Origin of the sequence: Stenotrophomonas sp. MMGLT7 (assembly GCF_021168555.1) — a bacterium.
GTDB lineage: Bacteria > Pseudomonadota > Gammaproteobacteria > Xanthomonadales > Xanthomonadaceae > MMGLT7.
In genome coordinates this window covers 1-20,679 of the sequence record NZ_JAJOZS010000004.1, presented here as the reverse complement: position 1 = coordinate 20,679, position 20,679 = coordinate 1, and the positions used below count along the sequence as shown (strand labels likewise).

The 20,679-nt window shown below is 65.9% G+C and carries 14 protein-coding genes and 4 tRNA genes; all 18 read left to right on the top strand.

Translation table 11 applies throughout. The annotated features are described in order from the left end of the window. Positions 1-55 precede the first annotated feature (55 nt). The gene (gene ychF / locus LRX76_RS06820; RefSeq protein WP_231803415.1) at positions 56-1,147 is read left to right on the top strand and encodes a redox-regulated ATPase YchF; all 1,092 of its coding nucleotides are present in this window, start codon (positions 56-58) and stop codon (positions 1,145-1,147) included. 237 nt (positions 1,148-1,384) lie between these two features. Further along, positions 1,385-1,470 (top strand) — tRNA-Tyr (locus tag LRX76_RS06815). A gap of 31 nt (positions 1,471-1,501) precedes the next feature. Continuing rightward, positions 1,502-1,575: transfer RNA gene (locus tag LRX76_RS06810), tRNA-Gly, on the top strand. Positions 1,576-1,610: 35 nt separating this feature from the next. After that, a tRNA-Thr gene (locus LRX76_RS06805) sits at positions 1,611-1,686 on the top strand. Between the two features lie 57 nt (positions 1,687-1,743). Further along, the gene (gene tuf / locus LRX76_RS06800) at positions 1,744-2,934 is read left to right on the top strand and encodes an elongation factor Tu (RefSeq protein ID WP_231803392.1); all 1,191 of its coding nucleotides are present in this window, start codon (positions 1,744-1,746) and stop codon (positions 2,932-2,934) included. Between the two features lie 206 nt (positions 2,935-3,140). Further along, positions 3,141-3,216, top strand: a tRNA-Trp gene (locus LRX76_RS06795). A 100-nt stretch (positions 3,217-3,316) separates the two neighbouring features. Continuing rightward, complete coding sequence (secE, locus tag LRX76_RS06790; RefSeq protein WP_231803413.1) at positions 3,317-3,727, top strand: preprotein translocase subunit SecE; 411 nt, start codon at positions 3,317-3,319, stop codon at positions 3,725-3,727. A gap of 13 nt (positions 3,728-3,740) precedes the next feature. Next, positions 3,741-4,298, top strand: a complete 558-nt coding sequence (gene nusG / locus LRX76_RS06785) for a transcription termination/antitermination protein NusG (protein WP_231803411.1) — start codon at positions 3,741-3,743, stop codon at positions 4,296-4,298. A gap of 231 nt (positions 4,299-4,529) precedes the next feature. Continuing rightward, the gene (gene rplK / locus LRX76_RS06780; protein ID WP_231803409.1) at positions 4,530-4,958 is read left to right on the top strand and encodes a 50S ribosomal protein L11; all 429 of its coding nucleotides are present in this window, start codon (positions 4,530-4,532) and stop codon (positions 4,956-4,958) included. Between the two features lie 3 nt (positions 4,959-4,961). Then, entirely contained in the window at positions 4,962-5,660 is a 699-nt protein-coding gene (gene rplA / locus LRX76_RS06775) for a 50S ribosomal protein L1 (protein WP_231803407.1), read from the top strand. A 641-nt stretch (positions 5,661-6,301) separates the two neighbouring features. Then, a complete protein-coding gene (rplJ, locus tag LRX76_RS06770) occupies positions 6,302-6,832 on the top strand; it encodes a 50S ribosomal protein L10 (protein WP_231803405.1) in 531 nt (176 codons plus the stop codon). A 61-nt stretch (positions 6,833-6,893) separates the two neighbouring features. Further along, positions 6,894-7,268 carry a 50S ribosomal protein L7/L12 gene (rplL, locus tag LRX76_RS06765; RefSeq protein WP_231803403.1) on the top strand — a complete coding sequence of 125 codons (375 nt, stop codon included), beginning with the start codon at positions 6,894-6,896 and terminating at the stop codon, positions 7,266-7,268. Between the two features lie 295 nt (positions 7,269-7,563). Continuing rightward, the gene (gene rpoB, locus LRX76_RS06760) at positions 7,564-11,718 is read left to right on the top strand and encodes a DNA-directed RNA polymerase subunit beta (RefSeq protein WP_231803401.1); all 4,155 of its coding nucleotides are present in this window, start codon (positions 7,564-7,566) and stop codon (positions 11,716-11,718) included. Between the two features lie 121 nt (positions 11,719-11,839). After that, positions 11,840-16,060: a DNA-directed RNA polymerase subunit beta' gene (gene rpoC, locus LRX76_RS06755; RefSeq protein ID WP_231803399.1), complete on the top strand. Its 4,221-nt coding sequence runs from the start codon at positions 11,840-11,842 to the stop codon at positions 16,058-16,060. A 220-nt stretch (positions 16,061-16,280) separates the two neighbouring features. Beyond that, on the top strand, positions 16,281-16,655 hold the full coding sequence (gene rpsL, locus LRX76_RS06750) for a 30S ribosomal protein S12 (RefSeq protein WP_231803398.1): 375 nt from the start codon (positions 16,281-16,283) through the stop codon (positions 16,653-16,655). Positions 16,656-16,667: 12 nt separating this feature from the next. Next, on the top strand, positions 16,668-17,135 hold the full coding sequence (gene rpsG, locus LRX76_RS06745) for a 30S ribosomal protein S7 (RefSeq protein WP_231803396.1): 468 nt from the start codon (positions 16,668-16,670) through the stop codon (positions 17,133-17,135). A 135-nt stretch (positions 17,136-17,270) separates the two neighbouring features. Further along, entirely contained in the window at positions 17,271-19,361 is a 2,091-nt protein-coding gene (gene fusA, locus LRX76_RS06740) for an elongation factor G (protein ID WP_231803394.1), read from the top strand. A gap of 51 nt (positions 19,362-19,412) precedes the next feature. Further along, positions 19,413-20,603, top strand: a complete 1,191-nt coding sequence (tuf, locus tag LRX76_RS06735) for an elongation factor Tu (protein ID WP_231803392.1) — start codon at positions 19,413-19,415, stop codon at positions 20,601-20,603. Positions 20,604-20,679 lie beyond the last annotated feature (76 nt).

The window sequence follows — 20,679 nt, the reverse complement described above, 5'->3', positions numbered from 1 at the left end:
GGCGGCTCTTGCCTTGCGAATCCCGAATCCCGAATCCCCAATTCCGGATCTCAACATGGGTATCAAATGCGGCATCGTCGGCCTGCCCAACGTCGGCAAGTCGACCCTGTTCAATGCGCTGACCAAGGCGGGCATCGCCGCGGCCAACTTCCCGTTCTGCACCATCGAGCCCAACGTCGGCGTGGTGCCGGTGCCCGACCCGCGGCTGGCCGAGCTGGCGACGATCGTCAAGCCCGAGCGGGTGGTCCCCACCGCGGTCGAGTTCGTCGACATCGCCGGCCTGGTCGCCGGCGCGGCCAAGGGCGAGGGGCTGGGCAACAAGTTCCTCGCCCACATCCGCGAGGTCGATGCGATCACCCACGTGGTGCGCTGCTTCGAGCACCCCGACGTCATCCACGTCAACAACCGGGTCGATCCGCTCTCGGACATCGACACCATCGACACCGAGCTGGCGCTGGCCGACCTGGACAGCGTCGAGAAGGCGCTCAACCGTGCCGAGCGCGCCGCCAAGGGCGGCGACAAGGATGCGCAGGCGCGCAAGCCGGTGCTGGAGAAGCTGCAGAAGGCGCTGGCCGACGGCAAGGCCGGCCGCGCCGCCGGGCTGGACGAGGAGGAGAAGGCGCTGGTGCGCGACCTGTTCCTGCTCACGCTCAAGCCGGTGATGTACGTGGCCAACGTGCTCGAGGACGGATTCGAGAACAACGCCCACCTCGACGCGGTGCGCGCGCGCGCGGCCACGGAGGGCGCCGAAGTCGTGCCGGTCTCGGCGGCGATCGAGGAGGAGCTGTCGCAGCTGGACGATGCCGACCGCGATACCTTCCTGGCCGACCTGGGCCTGGACGAGCCGGGGCTGAACCGGGTGATCCGCGCCGCCTACAAGCTGCTCGGCCTGCAGACCTACTTCACCGCCGGGGTGAAGGAAGTGCGCGCCTGGACGGTCAAGGCCGGCTCCACCGCGCCGCAGGCGGCGGCGGTGATCCACACCGACTTCGAGAAGGGCTTCATCCGCGCCGAGACCATCGCCTACGACGACTTCATCAAGTACAAGGGCGAGGCCGGTGCCAAGGAAGCCGGGCGGCTGCGCCTGGAAGGCAAGGAGTACCGGGTGCAGGAAGGCGACATCCTGCACTTCCGCTTCAACGTCTGACCTGGCAGCGGCCCCAGGGGCTGCACGAGCAACCCGCAGGAGCGACTTCAGTCGCGAAGGGGCTTACCGGGAAGGCCCCATCGCGACCGAAGTCGCTCCTGCGGGGCGGCAGACAGGGCTGGATGCATCGCCGCGGGGCCAAAAAAACTGTTGACAGCATCGGCCCGGCAGAACAAAATTGCGGGCTGTTTCACCCCGGTCCTTTCAGGCCTTCGCGGCCCGACTGGAACGGACTCCGGAGGGATACCCAAGCGGCCAACGGGGGCAGACTGTAAATCTGCTGGCTTACGCCTTCGGTGGTTCGAATCCACCTCCCTCCACCAGTTTCATGTTGTGACATTGTGGTGCCCCGGCGCGGGAGTAGTTCAATGGTAGAACCTCAGCCTTCCAAGCTGATGGTGCGGGTTCGATTCCCGTCTCCCGCTCCATTGGACGCTTTTACGTGTCACAATAGACAACTCACGCTCACGTAGCTCAGTCGGTAGAGCACCTCCTTGGTAAGGAGGAGGTCGATGGTTCGATTCCATTCGTGAGCACCACTTTGAACGGCGCGTCCTGTCGCCAGAACATTCAACGATCACCGAGAAGAAGCAGCCATGTCCAAGGGTAAGTTCGAACGCACCAAGCCGCACGTGAACGTAGGCACGATTGGTCACGTGGACCACGGCAAGACGACGCTGACGGCCGCGCTGACGAAGGTGGGCGCGGAGCGCTTTGGTGGCGAGTTCAAGGCGTACGACGCGATCGACGCGGCGCCGGAAGAGAAGGCGCGCGGCATCACGATTTCGACGGCGCACGTGGAATATGAATCCCCGACGCGCCACTACGCGCACGTGGATTGCCCGGGGCACGCGGACTACGTGAAGAACATGATCACGGGTGCGGCGCAGATGGACGGCGCGATCCTGGTGTGTTCGGCGGCGGACGGCCCGATGCCGCAGACGCGCGAGCACATCCTGCTGGCCCGCCAGGTGGGCGTGCCGTACATCGTCGTGTTCCTGAACAAGGCCGACATGGTGGACGACGCCGAGCTGCTGGAGCTGGTGGAGATGGAAGTGCGCGAGCTGCTGAGCAAGTACGACTTCCCGGGCGACGACACCCCGATCATCCACGGTTCGGCGCTGAAGGCGCTGGAAGGCGACCAGAGCGACATCGGCGTGCCGGCGATCATCAAGCTGGTGGACGCGCTGGACACCTACATCCCGGAGCCGGAGCGCGACATCGACAAGCCGTTCCTGATGCCGGTGGAAGACGTGTTCTCGATCTCGGGCCGCGGCACCGTGGTGACCGGGCGTATCGAGCGCGGCGTGATCAAGGTGGGCGACGAAATCGAGATCGTGGGCATCCGTCCGACGCAGAAGACCACGGTCACCGGCGTGGAGATGTTCCGCAAGCTGCTGGACCAGGGCCAGGCGGGCGACAACGCGGGCCTGCTGCTGCGCGGCACCAAGCGTGACGACGTCGAGCGCGGCCAGGTGCTGTGCAAGCCGGGTTCGATCAAGCCGCACACCGAGTTCGAGGCCGAGGTGTATGTGCTGTCGAAGGACGAGGGTGGCCGTCACACGCCGTTCTTCAAGGGCTACCGTCCGCAGTTCTACTTCCGCACCACGGACATCACCGGCGCGGTGACGCTGCCGGAGGGTGTGGAGATGGTGATGCCGGGCGACAACGTGAAGATGGTGGTGGACCTGATCAACCCGGTGGCGATGGACGAGGGCCTGCGCTTCGCGATTCGCGAGGGCGGCCGCACGGTCGGCGCCGGTGTAGTGGCCAAGATCATCAAGTGACGAACCGGCCCGGGCGCGCCTGCGCGCCCGGGCTTGCCGCATCGCCATCCCCGCGCAGGCGGGGATCCGGCGACTTGGGCTCTGGGGTTTTGCCGGTTCGCCATCCGGGCAAGCAGGATCCAGCGGCCGGCGGCAAGGCCGGCAGCCAGGCGGGCCGGGAACCTCGGTCCGCCTTTGCTGTCTAGGGCGTGCGGTAGACAAGACATACGCCAGTAGCTCAATTGGCAGAGCAGCGGTCTCCAAAACCGCAGGTTGGGGGTTCGAGTCCCTCCTGGCGTGCCATACAAGTGTCAGGCGATCGTTGGACGATCGCTGAAAATCCATTCAGAGCATTGAGAAGTCCGCACATGGATGTACGGGCTCTTGCGAGGGACTCGCATACATGAACAGCAAGATCGAGCACTCCAAGGATTCCGCCGCATCCGGTGGCGATATCGTCAAGTACGTCGTCTCCGCGCTGCTGGTGGTGGCCGGGTTGTTCGTCTGGTTCTGGTTCTCCGCTCCCGAGCGTGCCGCCCAGCTGGGTTCGTGGACGCCGCAGCTGCGCGGGCTGGCCGTCGTGGTCGGCCTGGTGGCCGGCGCCGCGATCTTCCTGACCAGCGGCAAGGGCCGGGATACGCGCGAGTTCCTGTCCGAATCGCGGTTCGAACTGCGCAAGGTGGTCTGGCCGACTCGCCAGGAGGCCATCCGCACCACATGGGTGGTGATCGTCGTGGTGATCATCTTGAGCCTGCTGCTGGGCGGGTTCGATTTCGTGATCCAGAAGCTCATCCAGTGGTTCCTGGGTCGTTGAGGAGGCTGCAACAGTGAAGCGTTGGTACGTGGTTCATGCCTATTCGGGTTTCGAGAAATCCGTGGCCCAGGCCCTGCGCGAGCGGATCGTGCGCGACGAGATGCAGGAGCGCTTCGGCGACGTGCTGGTCCCCACCGAAGAGGTGGTGGAGATGCGCTCCGGGCAGAAGCGCCGTTCCGAGCGCAAGTTCTTCCCGGGCTACGTGCTGGTGCAGATCGAGACCCGCGACGAGTCGGGCATCCCCCGCATCGACAGCGAGAGCTGGCACCTGGTGAAGGAAACCCCGAAGGTGATGGGGTTCATCGGCGGCACCGCCGACCGCCCGCTGCCGATCCGCGACGAGGAGGCGGCCGCCATCCTCGACCGCGTTCAGGAAGGTGTGGAGAAGCCCAAGCCCAAGGTGCTGTTCGAGGCCGGGCAGATGGTTCGCGTCACCGATGGCCCGTTCAACGACTTCAACGGCGTGGTCGAGGAAGTCAACTACGAGAAGAGCCGCCTGCGCGTCGCGGTGCTGATCTTCGGCCGTTCCACCCCGGTGGAACTGGAGTTCGGCCAGGTCGAGAAGGCCTGAGCCTGAACCGCGGCTGCCCATGTCGGCAGCCGGTGAAATTTGCTGGTATACTGCGCGGCTCGCTTTCGGCGTAGCCGGGCAGAAGCGACGGCCGCCCCTGGGCGGCCTGTCGCGTGATGGCGGCAACGCCCGAAAGCGGCAAAGGTTGTACGACGCGATGCCGGGACGCGTGATTCCCGGTCCGATGGGGAGCTTCGAGTCTCGAGGCGCTGGTACCCGGAGAGCATCCAAATGGCAAAGAAAGTAATTGGCTACATCAAGCTGCAGGTGAAGGCCGGCCAGGCCAACCCCTCGCCGCCGGTCGGTCCTGCGCTGGGTCAGCGCGGCCTGAACATCATGGAGTTCTGCAAGGCGTTCAATGCCGCCACGCAGAAGCTCGAGCCGGGTCTGCCGATCCCGGTGGTGATCACGGCCTACTCGGACCGTACCTTCACCTTCATCACCAAGACCCCGCCGGCGACGATCCTGCTGAAGAAGGCAGTCGGCATCCAGTCCGGCTCCAAGCGCCCGAACACCGAGAAGGTGGGCAAGGTCACCCGCAAGCAGCTCGAGGAGATCGCCAAGGCGAAGGAACCCGACCTGACCGCGGCCGACCTGGATGCGGCGGTGCGCACGATCGCGGGCTCGGCCCGTTCCATGGGCCTGACGGTGGAGGGTTAAGCAATGGCACAGACCAAGCGACAGAAAGCGATCCTCGCTGCCGTGCAGCCGGGCAAGGCGTACTCGATCGACGAGGCGCTGCAGATCATCAAGAACACCGCCAAGGCCAAGTTCGTCGAGGCCGTGGACGTGGCCGTGCGCCTGGGCGTGGACGCCAAGAAGTCCGACCAGCAGGTGCGCGGCTCGACCGTGCTGCCCGCCGGTACCGGCAAGAGCGTGCGCGTGGCCGTGTTCGCCCCGGCCGGTGCCAAGGCCGATGAGGCACTGGCCGCCGGTGCCGACGCCGTCGGCATGGACGACCTGGCCGAGAAGATGCAGGGCGGCGACCTGAACTACGACGTGGTCATCGCCACCCCGGACGCGATGCGCGTGGTCGGCAAGCTGGGTACGGTGCTGGGCCCGCGCGGCCTGATGCCGAACCCCAAGGTCGGCACCGTGTCGCCGAACCCGGGCGAGGCGGTCAAGAACGCCAAGTCGGGCCAGGTGCGCTACCGGACCGACAAGGCCGGCATCATCCACTGCACGATCGGCAAGGCCAGCTTCGAGGACGAGGCGCTGAAGACCAATCTGCAGGCGCTGCTGGGCGACCTGATCAAGGCCAAGCCGGCCACCTCCAAGGGTACCTACCTGCAGAAGGTGTCGCTGAGCTCGACCATGGGCCCGGGCGTGACCATCGACCAGTCCTCGCTTTCGTTGAAGTGACGATTTGGCCCGGTGCCGCCTCGCGGCGCCGGCTTTGCCGAATCGTCATCCCCGCGCAGGCGGGGATCCAGCGACTGAGCGCTCTTGCCTACGATCATCAGGCAGCAAGCTCGAGTCGCGACGACAAAGTGAAACATTGCGGTAGTTAAGTAGAAGCATCCACTGGCGGCACCGGCAACACGCCGCCAGGCAATACATTTGAAGGCGTCGCCGAGGGGCAACCCGAGGCGGAGCCGTCAAAGACCGCAGGCGCGGTCGGCGCACATCGGCGACGGGCACGGAAGCTCGCGTTCTGGCAGGGAATCGCCGCCGATGCAGCGAGGGCGCTTAATCCCATCCGGCAACGGATGGAGCCTGCGTAGATGGTGTCGTCCTTCTGGAGTCTTTCTGGTTTTGCCGGTCCGGGACATCCCGGCCAGCGCGCTCCACCAGGTCCAGTCGGCCACCAACGGAATGCCGCGAGGCGTTCCCGGCATCCAGGAAGGAAGCCGCCCAGGACCGCAAGCGGCAGGAGCCGCGAGCGGAATTGTTTGAAGCAGGGATCGCATGTTCGAGATCGGGAGTTCCGTCGGGCCGCCGTATGCGCTTCTGACGAATCCCCAGTCCCGAATCCCCAATCCCGGCTTTAACGGAGGAGTGCAATGGCTCTCAATCTGTCCCAGAAGCAAGAAGTAGTCGCCGAGCTGGCAGACGTCGCCGCCAAGGCCCACTCCCTGGTCGCTGCCGAGTACGCGGGCACCACGGTCGCTCAGCTGACCGCGATGCGCAAGAAGGCCCGCGAGAATGGTGTGTACTTGCGAGTCGTCAAGAACACGCTGGCCTCGCGCGCCGTGGCGGGAACCGAGTACGAGTGCGTCCAGGACGCGCTGGTCGGTCCGCTGCTGTACGCGTTCTCGACGGAAGAACCCGGCGCTGCCGGGCGTCTGATCAAGGAATTCGCCAAGGGTAACGACAAGCTGCAGCCCAAGGTCGTCGCCATGGGTGGCCAGCTGTATCCGGCCAGCCACGTCGACGTCCTGGCCTCGCTGCCGACCCGCGAACAGGCGCTGGCGATGCTGGCCCGCGTGCTGGCCGAGCCGGCCGCGATGTTCGCCCGTGCGGTCAAGGCGGTCGCCGACAAGCAGGGTGGTGGCGAAGAAGCCCCCGCCGAAGCTGCGGCCGAGACGGCTTGATTTCGAAATCCGAGTGGTTCGCTAGAACCTAAACCCAGAAAAGTATCCAAAGGTAATCACAATGTCCCTGTCCAACGAACAGATCGTCGACGCCATCGCCGAGAAGACCCTCCTGGAAGTGATGGAGCTGGTCAAGGCGATCGAAGAGAAGTTTGGCGTCTCCGCCGCCGCCCCGGTCGTCGCCGCTGCCGGCCCGGCCGCCGCCGCCGCCCCGGCCGAGGAGCAGACCGAGTTCACCGTCATCCTGAAGGCTGTCGGCGAGAAGAAGGTCGAAGTCATCAAGGCCGTCCGTGCCATCACCGGCCTGGGCCTGAAGGAAGCCAAGGACCTGGTCGAAGGCGCGCCGAAGGAAGTCAAGGAAGCCGTGTCCAAGGAAGACTCCGAGAAGTTCAAGAAGGACCTCGAAGCCGCCGGTGCGACTGTCGAAGTCAAGTAAGCGATACCTTGCATCGCCGGCCTTTCAGGGCGATGCATCCGAGGCTGGGGGCGAAAGCCCCCGGCCTTTGGCCGTTGTAGAAAAGCCGGGATTGGAGATTCGGCGTTTGGGATCCGGTGGTCGTTGAACCCCATCCCGAATCACGTCATCCCCAATCCCCGCCTCATCGAGCTGGTAGTTGGAAGTAGCGGGAGAAGGCGTGCTGGTGCCGGCAATACCAGCGACTTCCAACTGACAGCTTTTGTTCTCCTCCGGCCGCGGACGCGCGGCCTGCACAGCGAAGGGTGAAGACCTCATGACGTCATACTCGTTCACCGAGAAAAAGCGTATCCGCAAGGATTTCGGCAAGCAGAGCTCGATCCTCGAAGTTCCGTTCCTGCTCGCCATCCAGGTGGATTCCTATCGCGAGTTCCTGCAGGAAAACATCGATCCGGCCAAGCGCAAGGATCATGGCCTGCACGCGGCTCTGAAGTCGGTGTTCCCGATCTCCAGCTACAGCGGCAACGCCGCGCTGGAATACGTCGGCTACAAGCTGGGCGAGCCCGGATTCGACGAGCGCGAGTGCCGCAACCGCGGCCTGTCGTACGGCGCCCCGCTGCGCGTGACCGTGCGCCTGGTGATCTACGACCGCGAGTCGTCCACCAAGGCCATCAAGTACGTGAAGGAGCAGGAGGTCTACCTCGGCGAGATCCCGCTGATGACCGACAACGGCACCTTCATCGTCAACGGCACCGAGCGCGTCATCGTCTCCCAGCTGCACCGCTCGCCGGGCGTGTTCTTCGACCACGACCGCGGCAAGACCCACAGCTCGGGCAAGCTGCTGTACAGCGCCCGCATCATCCCCTACCGCGGCTCCTGGCTGGACTTCGAGTTCGACCCGAAGGACGCGCTGTACACCCGTATCGACCGTCGCCGCAAGCTGCCGGTGTCGATCCTGCTGCGCGCGCTCGGCTACTCCAACGAGGAGATGCTGAACGAGTTCTTCGAGATCAACACCTTCCACATCAACCCGGACGAGGGCGTGCAGCTGGAGCTGGTGTCCGAGCGCCTGCGCGGCGAGACGCTGAACTTCGACCTGGCCGATGGCGACCACGTGATCGTGGAAGCCGGCAAGCGCATCACCGCGCGCCACGTCAAGCAGCTGGAGCAGTCCGGCATCGCCGCGCTGGCCGTGCCCGACGAGTACCTGGTCGGCCGCATCCTGTCGCACGACGTGGTCGACGCCTCCACCGGCGAGCTGCTGGCGGTGGCCAACGACGAGATCACCGAGGACCAGCTGGCCGCGTTCCGCAAGGCCGGCGTGGACGCGGTCGGCACCCTGTGGGTGAACGACCTCGACCGCGGCCCGTACCTGTCCAACACCCTGCGCATCGACCCGACCAAGACCCAGCTCGAGGCCCTGGTCGAGATCTACCGCATGATGCGCCCGGGCGAGCCGCCGACCAAGGACGCCGCGCAGAACCTGTTCCACAACCTGTTCTTCACCTTCGAGCGCTACGACCTGTCCACGGTCGGCCGGATGAAGTTCAACCGCCGCGTCGGCCGCAAGGAAGTCACCGGCGAGTCCGTGCTGTACGACCACAAGTACTTCGGCGAGCGCAACGACGAGGAGTCCAAGCGTCTGGTCGCCGAGCTGGGCGAGACCTCCGACATCCTCGACGTGATCAAGGTGCTGACCGAGATCCGCAACGGCCGCGGCACGGTGGACGACATCGACCACCTGGGCAACCGCCGCGTGCGTTCGGTCGGCGAGATGGCCGAGAACGTGTTCCGCGTGGGCCTGGTCCGCGTCGAGCGCGCGGTCAAGGAGCGCCTGTCGATGGCCGAGTCCGAGGGCCTGACCCCGCAGGAACTGATCAACGCCAAGCCGGTGGCCGCCGCGATCAAGGAGTTCTTCGGCTCCTCGCAGCTGTCGCAGTTCATGGACCAGAACAACCCGCTGTCGGAGGTCACCCACAAGCGTCGCATCTCGGCGCTGGGCCCGGGCGGCCTGACCCGCGAGCGCGCCGGCTTCGAGGTGCGCGACGTGCACCCGACCCACTACGGCCGCGTCTGCACCATCGAAACCCCTGAAGGCCCGAACATCGGCCTGATCAACTCGCTGGCGGTGTTCGCCCGCACCAACCAGTACGGCTTCCTGGAGACGCCGTACCGCAAGGTCGTGGACGGCAAGGTCACCGACGACGTCGAGTACCTGTCGGCGATCGAGGAGAACGAGTACGTCATCGCCCAGGCCAACGCGCTGACCGATGGCCACGGCAAGCTCACCGAGCAGTACGTGCCGTGCCGCTTCCAGGGCGAGTCGCTGCTCAAGCCGCCGGCCGAAGTGCACTACATGGACGTCTCGCCGATGCAGACCGTGTCGGTCGCCGCGGCGCTGATCCCGTTCCTGGAGCACGACGACGCCAACCGCGCACTGATGGGCGCCAACATGCAGCGCCAGGCCGTGCCGACGCTGCGTGCGCAGAAGCCGCTGGTCGGCACCGGCATCGAGCGCGCGGTGGCGCGCGACTCGGGCGTGACCGTGAACGCGCGCCGCGGCGGCGTGATCGAGCAGATCGACGCGGCCCGCATCGTGGTCAAGGTCAACGAGGAGGAGATCGTCGGCGATACCGATGCCGGCGTGGATATCTACCCGCTGATCAAGTACACCCGCTCCAACCAGAACACCTGCATCAACCAGCGTCCGCTGGTGAACGTGGGCGACGTGGTGGCGCGCGGCGACGTGCTGGCCGACGGTCCGTCCACCGACATCGGCGAGCTGGCCCTGGGCCAGAACATGCTGATCGCGTTCATGCCGTGGAACGGCTACAACTTCGAGGACTCCATCCTGCTGTCCGAGCGGGTGGTGGAGCAGGACCGCTACACCACGATCCACATCGAGGAGCTGACCTGCGTCGCCCGCGACACCAAGCTGGGGCCGGAGGAGATCTCGGCCGACATCCCCAACGTCTCCGAGCAGGCACTGAACCGCCTCGACGAGTCGGGCGTGGTGTACATCGGCGCCGAGGTGCGTGCCGGCGACATCATGGTCGGCAAGGTCACGCCCAAGGGCGAGAGCCAGCTGACCCCGGAAGAGAAGCTGCTGCGGGCGATCTTCGGCGAGAAGGCCTCCGACGTTAAGGACAGCTCGCTGCGCGTGCCGCCGGGCATGGACGGCACCGTCATCGACGTGCAGGTGTTCACCCGCGACGGCATCGAGAAGGACAAGCGCGCGCGCCAGATCGAGGAGTCCGAGATCAAGCGCGTCAAGAAGGACTTCGACGACCAGTTCCGCATCCTGGAAGCGGCGATCTACGCGCGCCTGCGCTCGCAGATCGTCGGCAAGGTCGCCAACGGCGGCCCGGGCCTGAAGAAGGGCGACGTCCTCAGCGACGCCTACCTGGACGGGCTGAAGAAGGCCGACTGGTTCGCCCTGCGCATGAAGGACGACGAGGCCGCAGAGGCCATCGAGCGCGCGCAGAAGCAGATCCAGACGCACGAGAAGGAATTCGAGCGCCGCTTCGCCGACAAGCGCGGCAAGATCACCCAGGGCGACGACCTCGCCCCGGGCGTGCTGAAGATGGTCAAGGTGTTCCTGGCGGTGAAGCGCCGCATCCAGCCGGGCGACAAGATGGCCGGCCGCCACGGCAACAAGGGCGTGGTGTCCAACGTCGTGCCGGTCGAGGACATGCCGTACATGGCCTCGGGCGAGTCGGTGGACATCGTGCTCAACCCGCTGGGCGTGCCTTCGCGCATGAACATCGGGCAGATCCTGGAAGTTCACCTGGGCTGGGCCGCCAAGGGCCTGGGCCGCAAGATCCAGAAGATGCTCGAGGCGCAGGCGGCGGTGTCCGAGCTGCGCAAGTTCCTGGAGGACATCTACAACCACGACCGCACCGCGGTCGGCGAGCGCGTGGACCTGTCGGCCTTCAGCGACGAGGAGCTGCTGAACCTGGCGCGCAACCTGACCGACGGCGTGCCGATGGCCACGCCGGTGTTCGACGGCGCCACCGAGGCCGAGATCAAGCGCATGCTCGAGCTGGCCGACCTGCCCACCAGCGGCCAGACCCAGCTGTACGACGGCCGCACCGGCGAGGCGTTCGACCGCAAGACCACGGTCGGCTACATGCACTACCTGAAGCTGAACCACCTGGTCGACGACAAGATGCACGCCCGCTCGACCGGCCCGTACTCGCTGGTCACCCAGCAGCCGCTGGGCGGCAAGGCGCAGTTCGGCGGCCAGCGCTTCGGCGAGATGGAAGTCTGGGCGCTGGAAGCCTACGGCGCGGCCTACACCCTGCAGGAAATGCTGACGGTGAAGTCCGACGACGTGCAGGGCCGCAACCAGATGTACAAGAACATCGTCGATGGCGAACACGAGCTGGTCGCCGGCATGCCGGAGTCCTTCAACGTGCTGGTGAAGGAAATCCGCTCGCTGGGCATCAACATGGAACTGGAAGACAACTGAGAGAGGCGGTGATTGGGGACTCGGGATTCGGGATTGGAAAGGCACAGGCCGCCATCCCGCAACTCCCGGTCCCCCGCATTGACCAATCCCGAATCTCGAATTCCGAATCCCGGAGATCAAAATGAAAGACCTGCTCAACCTCTTCAACCAGCAGCGCCAGACGCTGGATTTCGACGCGATCAAGATCGCGCTGGCCTCGCCGGACCTGATCCGCTCCTGGTCGTTCGGCGAAGTGAAGAAGCCGGAAACCATCAACTACCGCACCTTCAAGCCCGAGCGTGACGGCCTGTTCTGCGCCGCCATCTTCGGACCGGTCAAGGACTACGAGTGCCTGTGCGGCAAGTACAAGCGCATGAAGCACCGCGGCGTGGTCTGCGAGAAGTGCGGCACCGAGGTGACCCTGGCCAAGGTGCGCCGCGAGCGCATGGGCCACATCGACCTGGCCTCGCCGGTGGCGCACATCTGGTTCCTCAAGTCGCTGCCCTCGCGCATCGGCCTGATGCTGGACATGACCCTGCGCGACATCGAGCGCGTGCTGTACTTCGAAGCCTTCGTGGTCACCGAGCCGGGCCTGACCCCGCTCGAGCGCCGCCAGCTGCTGACCGAGGAGCAGTACCTGCAGGCGCGCCAGGAGTACGGCGACGACTTCGACGCCGCCATGGGCGCCGAGGCGGTCTACGAGCTGCTGCGCACCATCGACCTGCAGTCGGAGATGACCCGCCTGCGCGAGGAGATCGCCGCCACCGGGTCGGAGACCAAGCTCAAGCGCCTGACCAAGCGCATCAAGCTGGTCGAGGCCTTCCTGGAGTCGGGCAACCGTCCGGAGTGGATGGTCATGACCGTGCTGCCGGTGCTGCCGCCGGACCTGCGCCCGCTGGTGCCGCTGGACGGCGGCCGCTTCGCGACCTCCGACCTGAACGACCTGTACCGCCGCGTCATCAACCGCAACAACCGCCTGCGCCGCCTGCTCGAGCTCAACGCGCCGGACATCATCGTGCGCAACGAGAAGCGCATGCTGCAGGAGTCGGTGGATGCGCTGCTGGACAACGGCCGCCGCGGCCGTGCCATCACCGGCACGAACAAGAGGCCCTTGAAGTCGCTGGCCGACATGATCAAGGGCAAGCAGGGCCGGTTCCGCCAGAACCTGCTCGGCAAGCGCGTGGACTACTCCGGCCGTTCGGTCATCACCGTCGGTCCGTACCTCAAGCTGCACCAGTGCGGCCTGCCGAAGAAGATGGCGCTGGAGCTGTTCAAGCCGTTCGTGTTCGCCAAGCTGCAGCGTCGCGGCCTGGCCACCACGATCAAGGCGGCCAAGAAGCTGGTCGAGCGCGAAGAGGCCGAGGTGTGGGACATCCTCGAAGAGGTGATCCGCGAGCACCCGGTGCTGCTGAACCGTGCCCCGACCCTGCACCGCCTGGGCATCCAGGCGTTCGAGCCGCTGCTGATCGAGGGCAAGGCCATCCAGCTGCACCCGCTGGTCTGCACCGCGTTCAACGCCGACTTCGACGGTGACCAGATGGCCGTGCACGTGCCGCTCTCGCTGGAAGCCCAGCTGGAAGCGCGTGCGCTGATGATGTCCACCAACAACATCCTGTCGCCGGCCAACGGCGAGCCGATCATCGTGCCGTCGCAGGACGTGGTGCTGGGCCTGTACTACATGAGCCGCGCCCTGGAGAACAAGAAGGGCGAGGGCATGGTGTTCGCAAACACCAACGAGGTGAAGCGCGCCTACGACAACCGCGTGGTCGAGCTGCACGCCAAGGTCAAGGTGCGCATCACCGAGACCGTGATCGATGCCGAGGGCAATCGCGAGAAGAAGACCTCGATCGTGGACACCACGGTCGGGCGTGCGCTGCTGAGCGAGATCCTGCCCGAGGGCCTGCCGTTCGAGCTGGCCAACACCGAGATGACCAAGAAGAACATCTCGCGGCTGATCAACTCCAGCTACCGTCGCCTGGGCCTGAAGGACACCGTGGTCTTCGCCGACAAGCTGATGTACACCGGCTATGCCTATTCCACCCGCGCCGGCGTGTCGATCGGCATCGACGACATGCTGATCCCGGTCGAGAAGAAGGGCATCCTCGGCGAGGCCGAGCAGGAAGTGCTGGAGATCCAGGAGCAGTACCAGTCCGGCCTGGTCACCGCCGGCGAGCGCTACAACAAGGTCGTGGACATCTGGTCGCGCACCAACGAGCGCATCGCCAAGGCGATGATGGAGACCATCGGCACCGAGAAGGTGGTCAACGCCAAGGGCGAGACCATCAACCAGAAGTCGATGAACTCGCTGTACATCATGGCCGACTCCGGCGCCCGTGGTTCGCAGGCGCAGATCCGCCAGCTGGCCGGCATGCGCGGCCTGATGGCGCGTCCTGACGGCTCGATCATCGAGACCCCGATCAAGGCCAACTTCCGCGAAGGCCTGAACGTGCAGGAGTACTTCAACTCCACCCACGGCGCCCGCAAGGGCCTGGCCGATACCGCGCTGAAGACGGCGAACTCCGGCTACCTGACCCGCCGCCTGGTCGACGTGGCCCAGGACGTGGTGATCACCGAGCCCGACTGCGGCACCCAGGAAGGCCTGACCATGACCCCGATCGTGGAAGGCGGCGACGTGGTCGAGCCGCTGAAGGACCGCGTGCTGGGCCGCGTGGTGGCCGAGGACGTGTACCTGCCCGGCAACGACGAGGACCCGGTGATCACCCGCAACACGCTGATCGACGAGCAGTGGGCGGCCAAGCTGGAAGAGCTGGGCGTGCAGTCGGTGAAGGTCCGTTCGACCATCACCTGCGAGTCCTCCTTCGGCGTGTGCGCGCAGTGCTACGGCCGCGACCTGGCCCGTGGCCACCTGGTCAACATCGGCGAGTCGGTGGGCGTCATCGCCGCGCAGTCGATCGGCGAGCCCGGCACCCAGCTGACCATGCGTACGTTCCACATCGGCGGCGCGGCCTCGCGTGCGGCGGCGGTGGACAACATCACCGTCAAGACCACCGGCTCGGTGAAGTTCACCAACCTGAAGTCGGTCGAGCACAGCGACGGCAGCCTGATCGCGGTCTCGCGCTCGGGCGAGATGTCCGTGCTCGACGCCTTCGGCCGCGAGCGCGAGCGCTACAAGCTGGCCTACGGCGCCACCATCACCGTCAAGGACGGCGATGCGGTCAAGGCCGGCCAGACCGTGGCGCACTGGGATCCGCACAACCACCCGATCGTCTCGGAAGTGGCCGGCTTCATCCGCTTCGTCGACTTCATCGACGGCGTCACCGTCATCGAGAAGACCGACGAGCTGACCGGCCTGGCCTCGCGCGAGATCTCCGATCCCAAGCGCCGCGGCTCGCAGGGCAAGGACCTGCGTCCGCTGGTGCGCATCGTCGACAAGGACGGCAACGACCTGTCGATCCCGGGCACCGACCTGCCGGCGCAGTACCTGCTGCCGCCGCGCTCGATCGTCAACCTGCAGGACGGCGCGGCCGTGGGCGTCGGCGACGTGGTCGCCAAGATCCCGCAGGAAGCCTCCAAGACCCGCGACATCACCGGTGGTCTGCCGCGCGTGGCCGACCTGTTCGAGGCGCGCAAGCCCAAGGATCCGGCGATCCTGGCCGAGCGCTCGGGCGTGGTCAGCTTCGGCAAGGACACCAAGGGCAAGCAGCGCCTGATCATCAAGGACCAGGAAGGCAACGAGCACGAGGAGCTGATCCCGAAGTACCGCCAGATCATCGTGTTCGAGGGCGAGCACGTGACCAAGGGCGAGACCGTGGTGGACGGCGAGCCGAGCCCGCAGGACATCCTGCGCCTGCTGGGCGTGGAGCCGCTGGCGGCCTACCTGGTCAAGGAAATCCAGGACGTGTACCGCCTGCAGGGCGTGAAGATCAACGACAAGCACATCGAGGTCATCACCCGGCAGATGCTGCGCAAGGTGGAGATCGCCGACGCCGGCAGCAGCAAGTTCCTGGCCGGCGAGCAGGTCGAGAAGCAGCGCGTGATCGAGGAGAACGCCCGGCTGGTCACCCGCAACGAGCTGCCGGCGCAGTACGACCCGGTGCTGCTGGGCATCACCAAGGCCTCGCTGGCGACCGAGTCGTTCATCTCCGCGGCCTCCTTCCAGGAGACCACCCGCGTGCTGACCGAGGCGGCCGTGCGCGGCACCCGCGACAACCTGCGCGGGCTGAAGGAGAACGTGATCGTCGGCCGCCTGATCCCGGCCGGCACCGGCCTGGCCTACCACAGCCAGCGCCGCCGCGACGCCTCCGGGCTGACCGAGTCGGAGATCGACACGCTGTCCGGCGCCTCCACCGCAGTGGCCGAGGCCGAAGTCTCCGCCGACTCGGAGACGACCGGCGAAGAGTGACCCCGGCGCGGTCCCGCTCGCGGGACCGCCGTCCAAGTGAAAGGGGGCGCAATGGACGCGCCCCGTTTTCCGGCCCCGGATGGGCCAGCAGGCTGGCAAACCCGCGCAGTTGACGGGGATTCGGCCTGCTCGCTATACTCTCCTGTCTCGGCAGGCCATTCCTTTGGCCTGCCTTCGTTTTCACGTCTGGCCTCCGGGCCTCATCCAGAAGAATCTACTGATGGCGACGATCAATCAGCTGGTCCGCAAGCCGCGGCAGGCGACCACCTACAAGAGCGCCTCGCCGGCGCTCGACAAGTGCCCGCAGCGCCGTGGCGTCTGCACGCGCGTCTACACCACCACCCCGAAGAAGCCGAACTCGGCCCTGCGCAAGGTCGCCAAGGTGCGCCTGACCAACCAGGAAGAGGTCATCAGCTACATCGGCGGCGAAGGCCACAACCTGCAGGAGCACTCCGTGGTCCTGATCCGCGGCGGCCGCGTCAAGGATCTGCCGGGTGTGCGTTACCACACCGTCCGTGGCTCGCTGGACGCCGCCGGCGTCACCAAGCGTCGCCAGGGCCGTTCCAAGTACGGCGCCAAGCGTCCGAAGAGCTAAGGAATAACATCAATGTCTCGTAAAGGTTCTACTCCGCAGCGCACCGTCCTGCCTGACCCCAAGCATGGCAGCGAAACCATTGCCCGCTTCATCAACATGGTGATGCAGAGTGGCAAGAAGTCGGTTGCTGAGAAAATCGTGTATGGCGCAATGGACGTCATCGGCGAAAAGAATCCCAACTCCATCGAGCTGGTGCAGAAGGCGCTGGACAACGTCGCTCCGGCGGTCGAGGTCAAGTCCCGTCGCGTCGGCGGCGCCACCTACCAGGTGCCGGTCGAGGTGCGTTCTTCCCGTCGCATGGCGCTGGCGATGCGCTGGCTGATCGAGTCCGCCCGCAAGCGTGGCGAGAACACGATGCCGCGCAAGCTGGCCGCCGAACTGCTGGACGCCTCCGAGAACCGCGGCGGCGCCATCAAGAAGCGTGAAGAAACCCACCGCATGGCGGAAGCGAACAAGGCGTTCGCACACTACCGCTGGTGATGATGCGGGCCTTGGAAACGGGGTCCGTCGGCGCCATCTAGGTGCTGTCAGTGGCGCTGTGCGCCGCACCAAATCCGAAGGCCGCCGAAAGGCGGCGTTCGGCCATCCGAAATCCGCAAAACTGAGAGGCGCCCCGTGGCCCGCACCACTCCCATCGAGCGTTACCGCAACTTCGGCATCATGGCCCACATCGATGCCGGCAAGACCACCACGTCCGAGCGCATCCTGTTCTACACCGGCGTCAGCCACAAGATCGGCGAAGTCCACGACGGCGCCGCCGTCATGGACTGGATGGAGCAGGAGCAGGAGCGCGGCATCACCATCACCTCCGCCGCGACCACCGCGTTCTGGACGGGCATGGACAAGTCCCTGCCGCAGCACCGCTTCAACATCATCGACACCCCCGGGCACGTCGACTTCACCATCGAGGTCGAGCGTTCGCTGCGCGTGCTCGACGGCGCGGTGTTCGTGCTGTGCGCGGTCGGCGGCGTGCAGCCGCAGTCCGAGACGGTGTGGCGCCAGGCCAACAAGTACCACGTGCCGCGCATGGCGTTCGTCAACAAGATGGACCGCACCGGCGCCAACTTCGACAAGGTCGTCGAGCAGCTTAAGTCGCGCCTGGGCGCCTACGCGGTGCCGATGCAGGTGCCGATCGGCGCCGAGGACGGCTTCGAGGGCGTGGTCGACCTGCTGAAGATGAAGGCCATCCACTGGGATGCCGCCTCGCAGGGCACCATCTTCGAGTATCGCGACATTCCCGCCGAACTGGCCGACAAGGCCGCCGAGGCGCGCGCGTTCATGGTCGAGGCCGCCGCCGAGGCCAGCGAAGAGCTGATGGACAAGTACCTCAACGAGGGCGAGCTGAGCGAAGCGGAGATCATCTCCGGCCTGCGCGAGCGCACCCTGCGCGTCGAGATCGTTCCCGTGTACTGCGGCAGCGCGTTCAAGAACAAGGGCGTGCAGGCCATGCTCGACGGCGTGGTGCAGCTGCTGCCGTCGCCGGCCGACCGGCCGCCGGTGCAGGGCATCGACGAGGACGAGAAGGAAGACAGCCGCAAGGCGCTGGATACCGAGCCGTTCTCGGCGCTGGCGTTCAAGATCATGACCGATCCGTTCGTCGGCTCGCTGACCTTCTTCCGCGTGTACTCGGGCGTGCTCAACTCCGGCGACCAGGTCTACAACCCGGTCAAGCTGAAGAAGGAGCGCGTGGGCCGCATCCTGCAGATGCATTCCAACAACCGCGACGAGATCAAGGAAGTGCGCGCCGGCGACATCGCCGCCGCGGTGGGCCTGAAGGACGTCACCACCGGCGACACGCTGTGCGCGCAGGACCACGTGATCACCCTGGAGCGGATGACGTTCCCGGAGCCGGTGATCTCGATGGCGGTCGAGCCGAAGACCAAGTCCGACCAGGAGAAGATGGGCATCGCCCTGGGTCGCCTGGCTCAGGAAGACCCGTCGTTCCGCGTGCGTACCGACGAGGAATCCGGCCAGACCATCATCGCCGGCATGGGCGAGCTTCACCTGGACATCCTCGTGGACCGCATGAAGCGCGAGTTCAACGTCGAGGCCAACGTCGGCAAGCCGCAGGTGGCCTACCGCGAGACCATCCGCAAGCAGGTCAAGCAGGACGGCAAGTTCGTGCGCCAGTCCGGCGGCAAGGGCCAGTACGGCCATGTCGTGCTGGAGATCATCCCGCAGGAGCAGGGCAAGGGCTACGAGTTCGAGAACGCGATCGTCGGTGGCGTCATTCCGAAGGAATACATCCCGGCGGTGGACAAGGGCATCCAGGAAGCGATGGCCAACGGCGTGCTCGCCGGCTATCCGGTCGTGGACGTCAAGATCCGCCTGATCGACGGTTCGTACCATGACGTCGACTCCTCGGAAATGGCGTTCAAGATCGCCGGTTCGATGGGCTTCAAGGAAGGCTTCAACAAGGCCAGCCCGGTCCTGCTGGAGCCGATCATGAAGGTCGAGATCGTCACCCCGGAGGACTACCTGGGCGACGTGATGGGCGACGTCAGCCGTCGCCGCGGCATCCTGCAGGGCCAGGACGACAGCCCCTCGGGCAAGGTCATCGACGCGATGATCCCGCTGGGCGAGATGTTCGGCTACGCCACCCAGCTGCGCTCGATGTCGCAGGGCCGCGCCACCTTCACGATGGAGTTCGACCACTACGCCGAAGCTCCGGCCAACATCGCCGAGTCGGTCATGAAGAAGTCCTGAGCCTCGGCTCGGGACTTCCCAACGAAATTTCAGGAATCAAGGTAGAAGACTATGTCCAAGGGTAAGTTCGAACGCACCAAGCCGCACGTGAACGTAGGCACGATTGGTCACGTGGACCACGGCAAGACGACGCTGACGGCCGCGCTGACGAAGGTGGGCGCGGAGCGCTTTGGTGGCGAGTTCAAGGCGTACGACGCGATCGACGCGGCGCCGGAAGAGAAGGCGCGCGGCATCACGATTTCGACGGCGCACGTGGAATATGAATCCCCGACGCGCCACTACGCGCACGTGGATTGCCCGGGGCACGCGGACTACGTGAAGAACATGATCACGGGTGCGGCGCAGATGGACGGCGCGATCCTGGTGTGTTCGGCGGCGGACGGCCCGATGCCGCAGACGCGCGAGCACATCCTGCTGGCCCGCCAGGTGGGCGTGCCGTACATCGTCGTGTTCCTGAACAAGGCCGACATGGTGGACGACGCCGAGCTGCTGGAGCTGGTGGAGATGGAAGTGCGCGAGCTGCTGAGCAAGTACGACTTCCCGGGCGACGACACCCCGATCATCCACGGTTCGGCGCTGAAGGCGCTGGAAGGCGACCAGAGCGACATCGGCGTGCCGGCGATCATCAAGCTGGTGGACGCGCTGGACACCTACATCCCGGAGCCGGAGCGCGACATCGACAAGCCGTTCCTGATGCCGGTGGAAGACGTGTTCTCGATCTCGGGCCGCGGCACCGTGGTGACCGGGCGTATCGAGCGCGGCGTGATCAAGGTGGGCGACGAAATCGAGATCGTGGGCATCCGTCCGACGCAGAAGACCACGGTCACCGGCGTGGAGATGTTCCGCAAGCTGCTGGACCAGGGCCAGGCGGGCGACAACGCGGGCCTGCTGCTGCGCGGCACCAAGCGTGACGACGTCGAGCGCGGCCAGGTGCTGTGCAAGCCGGGTTCGATCAAGCCGCACACCGAGTTCGAGGCCGAGGTGTATGTGCTGTCGAAGGACGAGGGTGGCCGTCACACGCCGTTCTTCAAGGGCTACCGTCCGCAGTTCTACTTCCGCACCACGGACATCACCGGCGCGGTGACGCTGCCGGAGGGTGTGGAGATGGTGATGCCGGGCGACAACGTGAAGATGGTGGTGGACCTGATCAACCCGGTGGCGATGGACGAGGGCCTGCGCTTCGCGATTCGCGAGGGCGGCCGCACGGTCGGCGCCGGTGTAGTGGCCAAGATCATCAAGTGACGAACCGGCCCGGGCGCGCCTGCGCGCCCGGGCTTGCCGCATCGCCATCCCCGCGCAGGCGGGGATCCGGCGACTT